Origin of the sequence: Pseudoalteromonas sp. GW168-MNA-CIBAN-0100 (assembly GCF_040309225.1) — a bacterium.
Classification (GTDB): domain Bacteria; phylum Pseudomonadota; class Gammaproteobacteria; order Enterobacterales; family Alteromonadaceae; genus Pseudoalteromonas; species Pseudoalteromonas arctica.
Genome location: NZ_JBEOOL010000017.1, coordinates 1 through 16,748 on the forward strand (window position 1 = coordinate 1; position 16,748 = coordinate 16,748).

At 41.6% G+C, this 16,748-nt stretch carries 16 protein-coding genes, 2 tRNA genes and 1 riboswitch; of the genes, 4 read left to right on the forward strand and 14 right to left on the reverse strand.

Going from position 1 to position 16,748, the window contains the following annotated elements; translation table 11 throughout:
* The 3 genes from AAEY62_RS11645 to orn form a co-directional block, all read right to left on the reverse strand.
* Window positions 1-72, reverse strand: a tRNA-Gly gene (locus AAEY62_RS11645).
* A 120-nt stretch (window positions 73-192) separates the two neighbouring features.
* Window positions 193-268: transfer RNA gene (locus AAEY62_RS11650), tRNA-Gly, on the reverse strand.
* 121 nt (window positions 269-389) lie between these two features.
* Window positions 390-935: an oligoribonuclease gene (gene orn / locus AAEY62_RS11655; protein WP_007585019.1), complete on the reverse strand. Its 546-nt coding sequence runs from the start codon at window positions 933-935 to the stop codon at window positions 390-392.
* 121 nt (window positions 936-1,056) lie between these two features.
* On the opposite strand from orn, the gene rsgA reads away from it, so the two are divergent.
* Window positions 1,057-2,115 carry a small ribosomal subunit biogenesis GTPase RsgA gene (rsgA, locus tag AAEY62_RS11660; protein WP_010554253.1) on the forward strand — a complete coding sequence of 353 codons (1,059 nt, stop codon included), beginning with the start codon at window positions 1,057-1,059 and terminating at the stop codon, window positions 2,113-2,115.
* Between the two features lie 15 nt (window positions 2,116-2,130).
* Window positions 2,131-2,997 carry an archaetidylserine decarboxylase gene (asd, locus tag AAEY62_RS11665; protein ID WP_004336058.1) on the forward strand — a complete coding sequence of 289 codons (867 nt, stop codon included), beginning with the start codon at window positions 2,131-2,133 and terminating at the stop codon, window positions 2,995-2,997.
* A gap of 457 nt (window positions 2,998-3,454) precedes the next feature.
* Here the strand turns inward: asd and AAEY62_RS11670 are convergent, their stop codons facing one another.
* From AAEY62_RS11670 to AAEY62_RS11705, 8 genes are all read right to left on the reverse strand, one after another.
* On the reverse strand, window positions 3,455-4,204 hold the full coding sequence (locus AAEY62_RS11670; protein WP_350634974.1) for a HesA/MoeB/ThiF family protein: 750 nt from the start codon (window positions 4,202-4,204) through the stop codon (window positions 3,455-3,457).
* A 35-nt stretch (window positions 4,205-4,239) separates the two neighbouring features.
* Window positions 4,240-5,775 (reverse strand): thiamine phosphate synthase, encoded by a 1,536-nt coding sequence (thiE, locus tag AAEY62_RS11675; RefSeq protein ID WP_350634975.1) that lies wholly within the window; start codon window positions 5,773-5,775, stop codon window positions 4,240-4,242.
* A gap of 10 nt (window positions 5,776-5,785) precedes the next feature.
* Window positions 5,786-6,577, reverse strand: a complete 792-nt coding sequence (locus AAEY62_RS11680) for a thiazole synthase (protein ID WP_350634976.1) — start codon at window positions 6,575-6,577, stop codon at window positions 5,786-5,788.
* A 5-nt stretch (window positions 6,578-6,582) separates the two neighbouring features.
* Entirely contained in the window at window positions 6,583-6,777 is a 195-nt protein-coding gene (gene thiS, locus AAEY62_RS11685; RefSeq protein WP_002960781.1) for a sulfur carrier protein ThiS, read from the reverse strand.
* A gap of 7 nt (window positions 6,778-6,784) precedes the next feature.
* Window positions 6,785-7,795 (reverse strand): FAD-dependent oxidoreductase, encoded by a 1,011-nt coding sequence (locus AAEY62_RS11690; RefSeq protein WP_350634977.1) that lies wholly within the window; start codon window positions 7,793-7,795, stop codon window positions 6,785-6,787.
* 105 nt (window positions 7,796-7,900) lie between these two features.
* Window positions 7,901-9,853 (reverse strand): phosphomethylpyrimidine synthase ThiC, encoded by a 1,953-nt coding sequence (thiC, locus tag AAEY62_RS11695; protein ID WP_350634978.1) that lies wholly within the window; start codon window positions 9,851-9,853, stop codon window positions 7,901-7,903.
* A 143-nt stretch (window positions 9,854-9,996) separates the two neighbouring features.
* Window positions 9,997-10,111: riboswitch (TPP riboswitch) on the reverse strand.
* A 107-nt stretch (window positions 10,112-10,218) separates the two neighbouring features.
* Window positions 10,219-10,617 carry an META domain-containing protein gene (locus AAEY62_RS11700; RefSeq protein WP_350602555.1) on the reverse strand — a complete coding sequence of 133 codons (399 nt, stop codon included), beginning with the start codon at window positions 10,615-10,617 and terminating at the stop codon, window positions 10,219-10,221.
* Between the two features lie 126 nt (window positions 10,618-10,743).
* Window positions 10,744-11,142 carry an acyl-CoA thioesterase gene (locus AAEY62_RS11705; RefSeq protein WP_024592343.1) on the reverse strand — a complete coding sequence of 133 codons (399 nt, stop codon included), beginning with the start codon at window positions 11,140-11,142 and terminating at the stop codon, window positions 10,744-10,746.
* 84 nt (window positions 11,143-11,226) lie between these two features.
* Between AAEY62_RS11705 and AAEY62_RS11710 the strand changes: the two genes are divergently transcribed.
* Window positions 11,227-13,344: a TonB-dependent receptor gene (locus AAEY62_RS11710; protein WP_350634979.1), complete on the forward strand. Its 2,118-nt coding sequence runs from the start codon at window positions 11,227-11,229 to the stop codon at window positions 13,342-13,344.
* 480 nt (window positions 13,345-13,824) lie between these two features.
* Here the strand turns inward: AAEY62_RS11710 and epmA are convergent, their stop codons facing one another.
* Window positions 13,825-14,799 carry an elongation factor P--(R)-beta-lysine ligase gene (gene epmA, locus AAEY62_RS11715; protein ID WP_350634980.1) on the reverse strand — a complete coding sequence of 325 codons (975 nt, stop codon included), beginning with the start codon at window positions 14,797-14,799 and terminating at the stop codon, window positions 13,825-13,827.
* Window positions 14,800-14,855: 56 nt separating this feature from the next.
* Complete coding sequence (efp, locus tag AAEY62_RS11720) at window positions 14,856-15,422, reverse strand: elongation factor P (protein WP_010555265.1); 567 nt, start codon at window positions 15,420-15,422, stop codon at window positions 14,856-14,858.
* Between the two features lie 41 nt (window positions 15,423-15,463).
* Here efp and epmB point away from each other — a divergent pair, with 41 nt between their 5' ends.
* The gene (gene epmB / locus AAEY62_RS11725; protein WP_024589784.1) at window positions 15,464-16,477 is read left to right on the forward strand and encodes an EF-P beta-lysylation protein EpmB; all 1,014 of its coding nucleotides are present in this window, start codon (window positions 15,464-15,466) and stop codon (window positions 16,475-16,477) included.
* Window positions 16,478-16,485: 8 nt separating this feature from the next.
* Here the strand turns inward: epmB and AAEY62_RS11730 are convergent, their stop codons facing one another.
* Window positions 16,486-16,695 carry a hypothetical protein gene (locus AAEY62_RS11730; protein WP_002960797.1) on the reverse strand — a complete coding sequence of 70 codons (210 nt, stop codon included), beginning with the start codon at window positions 16,693-16,695 and terminating at the stop codon, window positions 16,486-16,488.
* Window positions 16,696-16,748 lie beyond the last annotated feature (53 nt).

Here is a 16,748-nt window from a genome sequence, read left to right on the forward strand (position 1 = left end):
GCGGTACACGAGGCTCGAACTCGTGACCTCGACCTTGGCAAGGTCGCGCTCTACCAACTGAGCTAGTACCGCATTTTCACTTCTTCAGTTATTTTACGTTGGTGCGCGACGGGTCGCGTTCAACATTCTAGCAACTGAGCTAGTACCGCATTACTTAATTTACTATCACTCCAATTTCTTTTGGTTAGAAATTGGAGCGGTACACGAGGCTCGAACTCGTGACCTCGACCTTGGCAAGGTCGCGCTCTACCAACTGAGCTAGTACCGCATTTTAATTATGGATATAAAACGACCACAATAAAAACAACTCAAACACACTAACCCCGCGTGGGTTATCGTCTTGAGCGGGGCAGGATTCTACAATAATACAGTCTGTTTGCAAGTGTTTTTTACAAATTAAAGAAATTTTCTCTATAGACTTTTAATTCCATAATCGAATCTTTAATGTCATCCAAAGCAAGGTGTGAGCCTTTTTTGTTCACTTTTGCAAGCACTTCTGGTTTCCAGCGACGTGCTAATTCTTTAATAGTACTCACATCAAGATTTCTGTAATGAAAGAAGTCTTCAAGCTCGCGCATATATTTATTCATAAAGCGGCGGTCTTGACCAATTGAATTACCACACATTGGCGAAGTGCCTGCTGGTACCCACTGCTTTAAAAACGCTAAAGTTTGCTCTACAGCATAGGCTTCATCAAAGGTACTTGCTTTGCAGCGTGCTGTTAAACCCGACTTACCATGTTGAGTAGTACACCACTCGTCCATGCCATTTAGTAATTCATCACTTTGATGAATAGCTATAGTTGGCCCTTCGGCTAATATATTCAGGTCTGCGTCAGTGACAACCGTCGCAATTTCGAGTATTTTATCGGTCTCTGGTTCGAGCCCTGTCATTTCAAGATCGAGCCAAATTAAATTTGATTTATTAATAGTCATAATTACCTAAGCGGTGCTTTCCTTTAGATCCAACGCATTTCGATATATCATATTAGCATCAACCGTCGAGCTAAAGCTTTTTTTAGGAAAAGCGACATTTAACTAAGGTTATAGGCCTCCAGTGGCAAAACAAAAAAAATTAAGTAAAGGCCAATCGCGTCAGATCAAGGCCAATCACCAAAAGCGCATTAATAGCGCAGACTCAAGACCGGCTAAAAAAGGGGCGCAAGAATGGCAAACCGATAACTTAGGTCAGGTCGAGAGCGCAATTGTGATCAGTCGTTTTGGCCAACACGCCGATGTCGAAACTGAAAATGGCGATGTACTTCGCTGTAATATACGCCGTACTGTGTCTAATTTAGTATGTGGTGATGAAGTATTATTTCGCCGTGCCAAAGTAAGTGAGGGTGATTTAGCCGGTGTAATTGAAGCCACGCAAGAGCGTCGCTCGCAACTTACCCGCCCTGACTTTTACGACGGTGTTAAAGTTATTGCAGCCAACATTGACCAAATACTCATGGTATCGGCGGTATTACCCGAATTTACACCCAGTATTATCGACCGTTATTTAATAGCCTGTGAAGATATGGGCATTGAGCCAATTTTAGTGCTCAATAAAACCGATTTAATTGACGAAGCAGGCCTTAACGAAATACAAAAAGTTCTCGATATCTATCGTAAACTTGATTACCAAGTACTCCTTGTTAGTAATATATCAGGCGATGGTATCGATAAATTAAAAGAAGTACTTGTTGATAAAAATAATATTTTTGTTGGCCAAAGTGGTGTGGGTAAATCAACCCTCGTTAATACTGTATTGCCTAACGCTGAAATATTAACTAAAGAAGTATCTGAAAACAGCGGCTTAGGCCAGCACACAACGACTGTTTCACGCCTTCACCATTTGCCAAGTGGCGGTAACCTAATCGACTCGCCAGGTATTCGTGAGTTTGGTTTGTGGCATTTAGATGTTGAGCGTGTAACGTGGTGCTTTAAAGAGTTTAGAGAATTTATAGGCGGGTGCCGCTTTAGAGACTGTAAACATTTAAACGATCCGGGTTGCATCGTTAAAGAGGCAGTAGCCGATGGAAGAATTTCTCAATTGCGCTTTGACAGCTACCACCGAATTTTAGAAACAATGGCCGATGGCCGTGCAGGCGCCCGTGCGCCTCGCGTATAATTTAGGAAAAATACTGTGAGTTTAGACAAATTTAAAATCGCAATGCAGTACGCAATGCCAAAACATTTTATTTCACGCGTAGTCGGAAAATTAGCTGCTGCAAAAGCGGGTGCTTTAACAACGACTTTAATTAAACTATTTATTAAGCAATATAAAGTAGATATGAGCGAAGCCCAATACCCAGATCCGGCTCATTATAAAAGCTTTAATGAATTTTTTACTCGCCCTTTAAAAGACGGCATGCGCCCAATGGTAGAAGATAGCAATATCATCATTCATCCAGTGGATGGCGCAATCAGCCAGCTAGGCGATATTGTTGACGGACAGCTAATACAAGCTAAAGGTCACGATTACAGCTTACAAGCGCTACTAGGCGGCTCACAAGATGACACAACACCATTTTTAGGCGGTAAGTTTGCCACTATTTATTTAGCGCCTAAAGATTACCACCGTATTCATATGCCAATTGATGGCACACTAAGCAAAATGATTTACGTGCCAGGTGATTTATTTTCAGTAAACCCACTTACAGCGCAAAACGTGCCTAACTTGTTTGCACGTAACGAACGGGTAGTAGCAATTTTTGAAACTGAGATTGGTCCGCTTGCTATGGTACTTGTTGGTGCAACAATTGTAGCCAGCATAGAAACTATTTGGGCAGGTACTGTAACGCCACCAGCAGGTAGCGATGTATTTAGTTGGAAATACCCAACCACTGGCGATAACGCTATCACGCTTAAAAAGGGTGAAGAGATGGGTCGCTTTAAATTAGGCTCTACTGTGGTACTAGCATGGGGTGCTGATAAAGCTGAAATACTGGACGATCAACTACCAGAAGTGGTTACTCGCTTAGGTACTGCGTTTGCAAAAATTAACGACTAAAATAAATCGTTAATTAGAAATTAAAAAAACCGCGTTTAATTAACGCGGTTTTTTATTTTTGAAGGCGTAAAGCCTGCTCACGCGAAAAGCGCCGCTCTCTCTAAACCTATTTGTGAATAAATCACTTAAAATCTTATTGCACAAAGAGAAGCAAAAGAGGAATAAATGAGAAGACATAAAACATAGTAATTATTTATTTTTACTTCTCTAAAGCGAAGCGCCCTCTCAACCTCTTTGTGAATAAATCACTTAAAATCTTATTGCACAAAGAGAAGCAAAAGAGGAGTAAATGAGAAGACACCAAAGCATAGAAATTACGAGTTTTGCTCGTCACGCCAGTCAACAAGCTTGGTGCAGAAGTTTGATGTATTGTAGGCGTGAAGCTTGCTCACGCGAAAAGCGCAGCTTTTAATTCTTTAACGCCACATGTAATAATAGGAACAGGCTCCTTTCAAACCTATTTACCACACTCTTTACACTCTAAATCTTTAATCACTTTAAAGTGCTGTTGTTTTAAAGTGAGCGCATCAAACGTTATAAATACACTGCCACTTAAATGACCTAATAATAAGTTGAGCGTAAGTTGCGCCTGCATAGAGCCAATTACACCAAGTAGCGGGCTAATCACTCCTGCGTTACTGCAATTTATAACCGGTGTAGCTTCGCTTTGTGGAAAAACACAGCCATAGCACGGGCTATCACTTTGCCTAAAATTAAAGCCCATTAACTGCCCTTTGGTTGCCAATGCAGCACCCGAAATTAACGGTGTTTTATTGCTAATACAATAACGATTAACGCTATAGCGAGTACTAAAGTTATCAGAGCAATCAAGTACAATGTCAGCACCTTTTAGTATGTTAGCTGCATTATTCTCATCTAACTTTTGGCAATGCGTTACTATTTCTATTTGATTATTCAGGCTCGCTAATACTTTACCCGCTGCAGTGACCTTGTTTTGCCCTAAGTGATTTATTTTATAAAGCACTTGGCGCTGTAAATTTGAAAGCTCAACCTCATCATCGTCAATTAAAATAAGCGTTCCAACACCCGCAGCGGCTAAATATAAAAGTGCTGGGCTACCTAAACCACCAGCCCCCACTACAGCAACCGTTGAGGATTTAAGCGTTAACTGCCCTTCAAGCCCAACTTCTTCAAGCAATAAATGGCGGCTGTAACGCAGGGTTTCTTTATCGCTTAGCTCATTCACGTTTACCGGCCTTGTTAGTATTACCCTTGTTAGTATTAATTTGCACTGCTTATGGCTACTTGCAGAGCGCTTATAGCGTCTACGTAATTATCAGCTTCGGTAATCGCACGCACTACGGCAACACTGCCTACGCCGGTATTCGCTACCTGCTTTGCACGGCTTAAGTCAATACCGCCTATTGCCACTGTTGGATAGCTTTGCATAAGCGGTACAAATTTAATCAGCTTTTCAAGGCCTTGTATTTGCCCTGTCATATCTTTTGTTGTGGTTGGGTAAATAGCACCAAATGCCATATAACTAGGGCGATAATTATGCGCACGTAGCATTTCATAAAAACCATGAGTAGAAAGCCCAAGCCTTAACCCAGCGTCTTTAATTGCCGCTAAATTAGCAATCTCTAAATCCTCTTGCCCTAAATGCACACCATACGCACCATGTTTAATAGCTAGCTGCCAGTAATCGTTTATAAATACCTGTGCGTTGTATTGCTTGCCCAGCTCAACAGCTTGCTTAATAAGCTCATCCAGCTCGTCTTGCGTTTTATTTTTAACGCGTAACTGCGCTGTTTTAATGCCTTGTTGTAAGCACTTTTCTAACCAATCGGTGCTATCAACAACTGCATATAAGCCAAGCGATTTTCCTTCACAAGGTGCAAAATCAGCCGCCATATTAAAATCAAGCGGCACATCAAAATCTAGTTCATCACCCAGCCAACTACCAGGCTCAATAACTTGTGGGTAGTCAGCTAAATTAGTAGGGAACGATGTATGAGCAACCGGCCCAATCCCCTCACCGTAGCGTACCGACTGCTTTAATCCTTGGTTTATATACGCTTTAGCTAAAATAAAGGCATCTTTTAATGGGTAGTCTTTAGCTAAACACGCAGCAATTACCGAAGCCATGCTACACCCGGTGCCGTGGTTATGTGGTGTTTGTATTTTTTGATTGCCTAACCAGTATTCTTCACCACTTTGCGTATTACTATCAATACAATAATCAATGCAGTAGCCACTTGGGTAATCCCAATGTCCGCCTTTAATAACAACGGCTTTAGCGCCCCAACTTAATAACTTATTAGCCGCTTCTTTTATTGCAGCTGGGCCAATTAAATACACACCGGTTAATAACTGTGTTTCGTGGGTGTTTGGGGTTATTACATCCACCAGCGGCAGTAAACATTCTTTTATTGCGCTGACGGTGTCCTCTTCTGTTAGTAAGTCACCGCTTGAGGCAATAGCGACAGGGTCATATACAATAACGGGAGGCACAGGCCACTTAGCTTTATAGTGACTTATATGTTCGCTGATCAACTGAATTTGCTGCACATTGGCTAACATGCCAATTTTTATCACTTTGGCTTTCATGTCTTTTTCAAGCGCTAGTAACTGCGATTCAATAATATCGGTAGACACTGCATTAATAGCCTCTACACCTAAACTATTTTGTGCAGTAAGCGCCGTAATTGCCGTGCAGCCATGTACACCAAAACTTTGCATTGCTTTTATATCAGCTTGAATACCGGCACCGCCGCCAGAATCAGAACCGGCAATTGTCCATACTACGTTATTCATATTCTTTCCTTCACTGCTGATGCCAAAATGGCATACCCATTGTTGGGGTTGATGGGGCTGCAACGTCTTTTTCCGGCATCGCTTTTGCTTTGCATGCAAAGCGCCCCGCTTCAACTGCGGCTTTAAATGCGCGGCTCATAGTAATTGGGCAACCCGCCCCTGCAATGGCTGAATTTAATAATACCGCATCATACCCCATTTCGAGTGCTTGGCAGGCATGCGATGGCAAACCTAAACCGGCATCTACTATTAATGTGGTATCGGGTAAGCGCTCTCGAATAGTTTTTAAATTATAGCTATTTAACAATCCCTTACCGGTGCCTATTGGTGCCCCCCATGGCATAAGTACCTCACACCCAAGTTCATTTAAGCGCTGGCAAAGTACTAAGTCATCGGTGCAATAAGGCAATACTTTAAAGCCATCATTAATTAATATTTTTGTGGCTTCAAGTAGCGCAAAAGGGTCTGGCTGTAAATTGTAATCATCGCCAATCAGCTCTAGCTTAATCCAGTCGGTGGCAAATACCTCTCGGCACATTTTTGCAAGCGTTATAGCTTCTTTAACGCTGTGGCACCCTGCGGTATTAGGGAGTATTTTTAAACCTGTATTTTTTATTAACTGCCAAAAGTCATCACCGGCTGCTGCACTTTGTTGGCGCCTAAGCGACACAGTTACAATTTCAGCCCCAGAGGCGACTATCGATTGAGTCATAATGTCGGGCGACGGATAAAGCGCAGAGCCGATTAATAAGCGGCTATTTATTTGCTCTCCATAAATAGTTAAACAGTCTTTAGTTTGCATGAGCTTTATCCACCTTGAATGGGTGACAGCAACTCAACACTGTCGCCTTCATTAAGTACATAGTTACTGTGCCGACTTTGTGGAATAAATTCGCCATTAACAGCCACAGCAAAAGGCGCGACTGCACCAAAACTTTGAAGTACCTCAACGAGTGCTTTGCTATTAACATTAAGTAGCTCGCCATTAATTGTAATATTCATTCTACTCTCACTCTATTCGTGAAACTGCTTGCGCCACTAATGCCGGCGCCAACATATAACCATGTCGATACAAACCGTTAATGCTAATTACATTACCAACTTGTGATACTTCTGGGCGGTTATCGCTAAATGCGGGGCGTAATCCAGTTTGAATACTAAGTAGTCGTGCTTCGGCAAACCCGCTGTGTACGGTATAAGCCGCTGAAAGTAACTCAAGAGTTGAGCGTACTGTTGCGGCACCATTGTCTTGTGACTCTATTTCAGTCGCACCAATTACATATTCACTGTTAGGTTTAGGCGCTATATAAATTGGATAACGCGGGTGCATTAAACGCACGGGCCTGATTAAACTTACCTCTGGTGCGTATAACCTTGCTACTTCGCCGCGCACACCTCTAAGCGGTTTATCATCTTGAGTATTTTTAGCACCAAGCCCACGGCAATCAATAATGTAATCGAACGGTCGATTATTTATCTTATTGTCGCTAATGGTTACGCGCTGGTTAAATACAAACTTTACTTTGCGTTTGTTGAGCTGTGCAAAGCTGGCTTTATAAAATGCTTGGTTATCAATTTGCCCCTCGCAGGGTAAAAATAAGCCTTGATTAAAGCGCCCTGCAAGTTCAGGTTCAAGCATTGTAATTTGTTGAGCATTTATATGCTCGGCAGTGTGCTCAGCTAGCGGTTTTATACGTTGTGCAAAGCTTTGTAAATCGCCTTTGTCCTGCTGGTGCGCAATGACCAAAGTGCCTTGCTGCTGAAAAAAAACCTCACTTTCAAGTTCAGCAATAATACCCGGCCAGCGCTTCATTGAATCAAGACCCATTAATGCTAAGTCAGCCTCGCACAATACCGACTCAGCAAGCGGGGCAATCATTGCTGCTGCCACTTTACCGGCGCTATTTTGAGTATGTTCGTCGTCGGCTTCAAACACAGTAACATGGTGCAACTTACTTAGCTCAAGGGCAGCTAAGCGCCCTGCTAAACCAAAACCCACCACAGCAATGTTATAAAACATAAAACCTCCAAAAGCAGTTATTAGTAGGTGCGAATTCACTCGCACTTCTTAATATTTAAAGAAGCGAGGTATAAAACCTCACCTACATCTGCATCTAAATTCTTGCTATACCGCTTTGTGGTAAATTTCTGAGCCTGTTTGCTTAAACTCAGCAGATTTAGCTTTCATTTCGGCCTCTACATCAATCATTTTGATTTCAATAGCGTCGCCTGCGTTATTTGGATCAATACCGCGTGTTTCTAAATCTTTAGCGTAATCGCGTACTTCTTGGCTAATTTTCATAGAGCAAAATTTAGGACCACACATAGAGCAAAAGTGAGCCACTTTGCCTGATTCTTGCGGAAGGGTTTCGTCGTGATACTCGCGAGCTCGGTCTGGATCTAAACCAATATTAAATTGGTCATGCCATCTAAACTCAAAACGCGCTTTTGATAGCGCATTATCGCGCTCTTGCGCGCCCGGGTGACCTTTTGCTAAATCGGCGGCATGTGCTGCAATTTTATAGGTAATTAAGCCTTCTTTAACATCTTCTTTATTTGGCAGACCTAAATGCTCTTTAGGTGTTACATAACACAGCATTGCACAGCCGTACCATGCTATTTGAGCCGCCCCAATACCAGAAGTAATATGGTCATATCCTGGTGCAATATCGGTGGTTAACGGGCCTAAAGTATAAAATGGCGCTTCGTCACAATGTTTTAATTGCTCATCCATATTGGCTTTAATCATGTGCATTGGCACATGTCCAGGGCCTTCAATAAACACCTGTACATCGTGTTTCCACGCAATTTTAGTCAGTTCACCTAACGTGCGTAACTCACTAAACTGCGCTTCATCGTTGGCATCAGCAATAGAGCCAGGGCGAAGTCCATCACCGAGTGAAAAACACACATCGTATTGTTTTAAAATTTCGCAAATGTCTTCAAAGTGCGTGTATAAAAAGTTTTCTTTGTGATGCGCTAAACACCACTTAGCCATAATTGAGCCACCGCGCGACACAATACCGGTTACACGTTTAGCCGTCATTGGTACATAACGAAGTAATACACCCGCGTGAATAGTAAAGTAATCAACGCCCTGCTCGGCTTGCTCAATAAGCGTATCGCGGAAAATTTCCCACGTTAAATCCTCAGCCACACCGTTTACTTTTTCAAGCGCTTGATAAATCGGTACTGTGCCAATAGGAACAGGCGAGTTACGTACAACCCATTCACGCGTTTCGTGAATGTAACGCCCCGTTGATAAGTCCATCACGGTGTCTGCGCCCCAGCGGGTAGACCACACCATTTTTTCTACTTCTTCTTCAATCGATGAGCTGACCGATGAGTTACCAATGTTGGCGTTAACTTTTACTAAAAAGTTACGCCCTACAATCATAGGTTCTGTTTCTGGATGGTTTATATTATTTGGTAAAATAGCGCGACCACGGGCTATTTCATCGCGTACAAATTCTGGGGTAATAAATTCAGGAATACTCGCGCCAAACGACTCGCCTTTATGCTGCGCTGCTAATAATTCTTTACGAATTTCTGCACGTCCCATATTTTCGCGAACGGCTACGTATTCCATTTCAGGAGTAATAATCCCTTGGCGTGCGTAGTGCATTTGCGTTACGTTTTTGCCTGTTTTACCACGGCGAATTTTTGGAAGGTGATCAAAGCGAATATGATCCAGCCCTTCATCTGCCATACGTTGCTGCGAAAATTGCGACGTAACAGATTCAAGAACTTCGGTGTCGCCACGGCTTTCAATCCATTGTTCACGAAATTTTGGTAAGCCTTTGCGTACATCAAGTTCAAAATTAGGATCGGTATACGGGCCCGACGTATCGTAAACACGTAGCGGATCGTTTGACTCATAAACAGGGTTTTCATCTGTACCGCCAATAAACGTATCACTTAACGTAATTTCACGCATACCAACACGCACACCAGGTTGAGTACCTTCAACGTATACTTTATGAGAATTTGGGAACGGTTGACCCGTTAAGTTATAAATATATTCAGACGCGGCAGCACGAGTTTCTCGGCGTGACGCTTTATTTGTAGTATTTGACATGACTTGCCTCATTGCTTAAGGGTTGTCTTGTCAGATATTCCGAGGAATAGAGAAAGATCGTAAAGTAGCGTACATGCTACTTTGCAGCCTAAAATAAACAAAATCACTTTATTGTGCGCATAAAAAAAGACGCACAAGCGTCCTATTTTAGGCAGCTTGTTCCCTACGCAGGTATTAACCTGATCAGGTTCACGGATCCCGCTTTCGCGATCTCAGCCAAAAACTAATTACTTAGCTTTGGCACTCCGACAAGTATTGATATATAAATTCTGTTCGTTAATTTGAAGGTGTTATCCATCAAATCTGCGCTGAGTGTACGTCAGTTAAAAACTGCCCGCAAGGGGCTGTTTTTCAAAAACTTAAAATTATTTAGGGATAAACACAAATGTTTGCTCGCCTTGCATGACTAATTGCTGGTCTTGCATTTTAAGCTCGGCACCTTGCTTTAAGGCTTGTAATAACTGCTGCTCAAACTCATCAAGGTCTTCGCCGCACGACTTGCGCGTCATTCCTAATTTACTTACGATAAGGTTACTTTCTTCAAGCGAGCCTTCACCAAAAAATTTGTTACAGCCAGCAAAACCGTTTACTTGCAGTGCTTCAATAAAGCTCATTGATGCATTAAACGAAGGTGGAATTGCTAAACCATCAACACGTGATAATTGCCATTGGGTGTATTTAAGCTGCTCACTGGTAACCGTCCCTGTTGATGCGCAACCAACACATAAACCGACTATAAGCATCGGTATTGCTGCTAATTTCATGCTACTACTAACTAATTGTCTAATTAATGTAATTGTAACAATATTTATGCCCTTTATCCGTTAAAAATGCATGTTTTAAATGTAAATTTTTGTTCTATGATAGTTCAAAAGTTATGCGATTAAGTACTAAGTTGTAGTTTTAAATACGTTATCTATTTGCTCTGGTAAAAACGGTCTACCTTTTTCATTAACAGACGTTCCTATAACCAGTGCATTGAGCATTACTTTTTCATCCCTTTTACGTATAACCGTTTGCTTAAACGCAAATTTTAAACGACTAATACGCTGCGGCTCCACAGCCACATAAAATTCATCACCTGGTAATAGTGAATGTTTATAGTCCATTTCGCTGCGCATCACGACTAGGTTAATTTTATCTTTCGCTAATTGAGCAAAATCAATACCGTGTGCGTACAAAAATTCATGGCGAGCATGCTCTAAATAATTAAAATAAACACTGTTATTTACGATACCTTGTAAGTCACATTCGTAATCACGTACTTTGAAGTCAACTTTAAAGGTCATATTAGTAATCCTGATTATTTAACGTATAATTGCCGCGTTTATAGCACATGTGTTTAAATAATTGCTACCATACGAGTCCCTAAAATGGAGTTAAGTAACCCAATGAACTTACGTTTGTCTTTAATTACTGCCGCACTTTTACCGCTGCTTGGTGCACCAATTGCAGCTAACGCTGATGATAGCGACCTAGAAAGAATTGTTGTAACCGGCGATTTTCAGCGCGAAAGCATTCAAACTTTAAGCGCGAGTGCGAGCTTATTCAGCGAAGATGAAATTAATCAACGTGGTGCAAGTTACTTAGACGAAATGTTAGGCAGTGCCGCCAATGTAAATTTTGCATCTGGTGCGTCGCGTGGTCGTTACATCCAAATTCGTGGCGTGGGACTTCGCTCACAATTTGTAGACCCTATTAACCCATCTGTAGGCTTAGTTATTGATGGTATTAACTATTCTGGTCTTGGTGGCAGCTCATTATTATTTGATATAGACCAAGTAGAAATTTATCGTGGCCCACAAGGTACACGCTTTGGCGCAGATGGTATGGCCGGTATGATCCAAATGGGTTCAGCTAAAGCCACGAGCGATCCAAGTTTAAAATTACAAGTAGGTGCTGGCACATACAACACCCGCGAAGCAGGCATTGCAGCAAGCACAGGCTTAACAGATGACACTAGCGCACGCGTTAGCTACTTTCGCAGAAAGTCAGACGGTTACGTAGATAACTTGTACTTAAATGACGAAACACAAAATCAAGACGAACAAGTAGCCCGCTTTAAAATAAACAGCCAGCTTACAAAGCATTTAAATACTGAGCTAAACCTGCATTATATCGATATTAATAACGGATACGATGCGTTTACGCTTGATAACAGCCGCAATAGTGTTGCTGATGAACCAGGCCAAGATAATCAAGAAAGCTACGCAATAGGTGTTAAGAATACTTACACGGGTTTTGACGCTTTTGATGTAAATCTAAACCTGTCGGCTATTGATACCGAATTACTTTACAGCTTTGACGAAGACTGGGTATGTAACGACTCAAGTGAGCCAAAGTTATGTGCTGCTGGCTTACATCCAGATGGATACAGCTCAACCGATCTTTACAGCCGCGATCGCGACGATCAGTCTGTAGATTTACAGTTTAATTCTAAAACGGGTAACTGGGTTGCGGGTATTTATTACCAAAACCGTGACGTTGATTTAGAGCGCCAATACACATGGTTAGCAAGCCCGTTTTCTTCAACTTACGAAACGAGTAACGTTGCAGTATATGGTCAAGTAGCGACTCCAATTGGCCCTAAAACAACATTAATTACAGGTTTACGTGTGGAGCAATACCAAGGCGACTACACCGATAGCAATGGCTTTATACAAGACACCGACGACGTAATGGTTGGCGGTAAAATAGCACTTGAATATCAAGTGATTGATCGCACTATGATCTACACCAGCATTACGCGTGGCTACAAAGCTGGCGGTATTAACTCAGAAGCGCTTGCTAAAGCCAAAGATGAAGGCTTAAACCTAAGCGCTGATTTTTTCCAGCAACACACCAGTTTCGACCCTGAATATTTATGGAGTGGCGAATTTGGTGTTAAAGGCTCATCGCTTGATGACAAATTTACGCTTCGCTTAGCTGCATTTTACATGCACCGCGACGATATTCAGTTAAAAGCATGGCAAGTAGAAGGTCAGCAATTTACCGGTTATGTTGATAACGCAAGTTCTGGTAGCAACTACGGATTAGAAGTTGAAGGTAGTTACCAACTAACTGATAATCTATTTTTAACGGGTAGTGCTGGTTACTTAAACACTGAAATAGATGACTTTGTAACGCAGTCTGGCTTAAACCAAGACGGTCGTGAGCAAGCACAGTCACCTAAATACCAGTATGCGTTTACTGCTCGCTATAACTTTACAAGTGAGCTTTACGGTATGATTGGTGTTGAAGGTAAGGACGACTACTACTTCTCAGATAGTCATAACTCACAGGCACCAAGCAGCAACTTAGTTAACTTAAGCTTTGGCTACGAAGCAGACATGTGGGCAGTTCGCGCATGGGCTCGTAACGTGTTTGACGAAACAGTCCCTACACGTGGTTTTGAGTTTGGTAATGACCCACAAGATGGTTACGCAACGCATACCTATACACAATTAGGTGAGCCTCGTGTAGCAGGTGTTACGTTTACGCTTAATCTTTAAGGCACAGCCGTTGGCTTTCAAATGAAAGCTTTCTGCAAGCAAATAAAAACACCGCGTTTAATTTAAACGCGGTGTTTTTATTTGTAGGTGAGGTTTTATACCTCGCTTTTTATAAAGTTAAATTACATGAGCGCGAAATAAATTCGCACCTACAGATTTAGCGTATATTGTTGGGTTTGATGTTTATTGTAGGTGAGGTTTTATACCTCGCTTATTTATAAAGTTAAATTACACGAGCGCGAAATAAATTCGCACCTACAGGTTTAGCGTATGTTGTTGGGTTTGATGTTTATTGTAGGTGAGGTTTTATACCTCGCTTTTTTATAAAGTTAAATTACACGAGCGCGAAATAAATTCGCACCTACAGGTTTGGCGTATGTTGTTGGGGTTGATGTTTATTGTAGGTGAGGTTTTATACCTCGCTTTTTATAAAGTTAAATTACATGAGCGCGAAATAAATTCGCACCTACAGGCTAAGCATCACGCTCTTTGAACATCAAAAGCTATTACGTCTTTAATTTTCTCTTTATTTGTTGCGAGCATTACCAACCTATCAATCCCCAAAGCCACCCCTGCGCACTGTGGTAATCCATGCTCCAATGCTGCAATCAAGCGCGTATCCATTGGCACTTGCTTTAAACCGTTGTTAGCGCGGTATGTGTTATCTTCATTAAAACGTTTAGCTTGCTCACTGGCATTTGTTAGTTCGTTAAAGCCGTTAGCCAATTCCATATTTTTGTAATAAAGCTCAAAGCGCCCAGCTACGCGTGCATCATGTTCACAAATTTGTGCAAGTGCCGCTTGAGAAGCTGGAAAATGATAAACAAAACATGGCTTATCTTGTCCTATTGTTGGCTCTACTTTCATACAAAATAATAATTGCAGTAAGGTATCTTTATGCGTTTCATTTTGGGCTATATCAGCAAACCCCTGCTCACAAGCAAGCTGCTTTAATTGCTCTATATTTGCGGTTAACGGGTCAAGCCCGAGTGCTTTTTCAAACGCTTGCTGATAGGTAAGTCTAGTTGCAGGCGCGACACCTAAAACAAGCTGCATTAGCTCATCCATTTCATCCATTAAAGCAAATTCATCAAAGCCTGGGCGATACCATTCCAGCATTGTAAATTCAGGATTGTGATGGCTACCGGCTTCTTCATTTCTAAATGCTTTACAAAGCTGAAAAATAGCGCCTGAGCCTGCTGCTAACAAGCGTTTCATGGCAAACTCTGGAGATGTTTGTAAAAACAGAGGAAGCCCACCAGCATGCCCTGGACCTACAAATTTGGTATTAAAACTAGCTAAGTGCACATCGGTTACACTGGCAGCACTTAAGCTTGGCGTTTCTACTTCTAAAACATCACGTACATAAAAAAATTCACGGATGCTACGTAATATCGATGCGCGTTGTTTTAGTGTTTCAATGCTTGCGCTTGGGGCCCAAAGATCTGCTGACATATTTTCTCCAAAAAAAATCCCAGCGTAAGCTGGGATTTTATAAACAATGTTAAAGCTTACTTAACACGGCTTACGTATTCACCGTTACGAGTGTCTACTTTAATTACTTCGCCAATTTGTACGAATAATGGAACTCGTACCACAGCGCCTGTGCTAAGCGTTGCTGGTTTACCACCAGTACCCGCTGTATCGCCTTTAAGGCCAGGATCTGTTTCAGTGATCTCAAGCTCAACAAAGTTAGGTGGTGTAACAGCAATAGGGCTGCCGTTCCATAATGTAATTGTGCATAAATCATTTTCAACTAACCATTTTACTGAATCGCCTAATGCTTTTTCGTCAGCAGCAATTTGCTCAAATGTTTCGTTGTTCATGAAATGCCAAAATTCGCCGTCTGTGTATAGATACGCTAAATCAGTATCCATTACATCAGCACCTTCAACTGATTCACCCGATTTAAAGGTTTTTTCAAGCACCTTACCAGAGATAAGTTTACGGATACGAACACGGTTAAACGCCTGGCCTTTACCAGGTTTTACCATTTCATTTTCTAAGATACTGCAAGGCTCGCCGTCCATCATAATTTTTAGGCCGCCCTTGAACTCGTTGGTGCTATAATTCGCCATCGTTTCCTCTATTTATATTTTTTCGAGTAATCTACATGCCAATGATACAAAGAAATGAAGCAAATTTGCATAAAAACTGGCAAAAAGAATTAGCAAATGTAGTTACCTGCCCAAAAACCTTGCTTGAAATGGTCGGTTTATCGAGCCAAGTCCATGAAAACGACCTAAAAGCCCGTAGTTTATTTCCGGTACGCGTGCCTATCCCTTTTATAAAAAAAATACGCAAAGGCGATCCAAACGATCCTCTTTTGCTACAAGTTATGCCACGCCATCAAGAATTTTTGACTAAATCGGGTTTTAATAAAGATCCCCTACTTGAGCAAGATAACGACCAACCAGGCCTTTTACATAAGTATAAATCACGTGTTTTGGTGATGTTTAAAACCGGCTGTGCTGTCAATTGTCGTTACTGCTTTAGAAGGCATTTTCCGTATCAAGAAAATCAGCTCAATAAAAAAAGCCTGCTAGAAACACTGAGCTATATAAAATCAGATTGCAATATAAACGAAGTGATTTTAAGTGGTGGCGATCCACTTATGGCCAAAGACGACGCAATAAGCTGGTTTTTAGATGAGCTTGAGCAATTACCACAAATTAAACGAATGCGAATTCATAGCCGTTTGCCAGTAGTTATACCTGCGCGAGTTACCGATGAGTTATGTGAGAGATTAGCAAAGTCGCCATTAAAAATTATTTTTATTAATCACATAAACCACGCCAACGAAATAGATGCTGATTTTAAAGCTGCCATGCAAAAGCTTAAACAAGCAAACGTAACGCTTCTAAACCAAGCTGTAATTTTAAAAGATGTGAACGATACGGTTGATGCGCAAATAAATTTAAGCGAAGCGTTATTTGACGCAGACGTATTGCCGTATTATTTGTATTTGCTAGATAAAGTTGAAGGGGCGAGCCACTTTGATATTAATGAAGCGCAAGCAATTGAAATAATGGCAGAGCTATTAAAAGCTCTGCCTGGATTTTTAGTGCCTAAATTAGTAAGAGAAATCGGTGGTCAAAAAAGCAAAACACCTATCGATCTTAAGCTAATTTAAAACAGCATTTAAACGTATATATTTACGTTGTTACCCAATGATGCTGTTACCGATTTAGCCGGTGTTTGCGCACTTGACGATTGTGCAGCACCTTCAATAAGTGCAAGAGCCGCCGCGCCATCTGCTAACTGCTGCTTTTTAGATAAAGCAGCGCTGTAAAGCTCACTGCCTTGGCCTGAGCCAGAAACAGCGGGTAAACTTGTGCCTGATATATTCATATAACAAACCTGACTTTTAAATGTAATCCAAGTATTATGTCGGCAATGCAGTG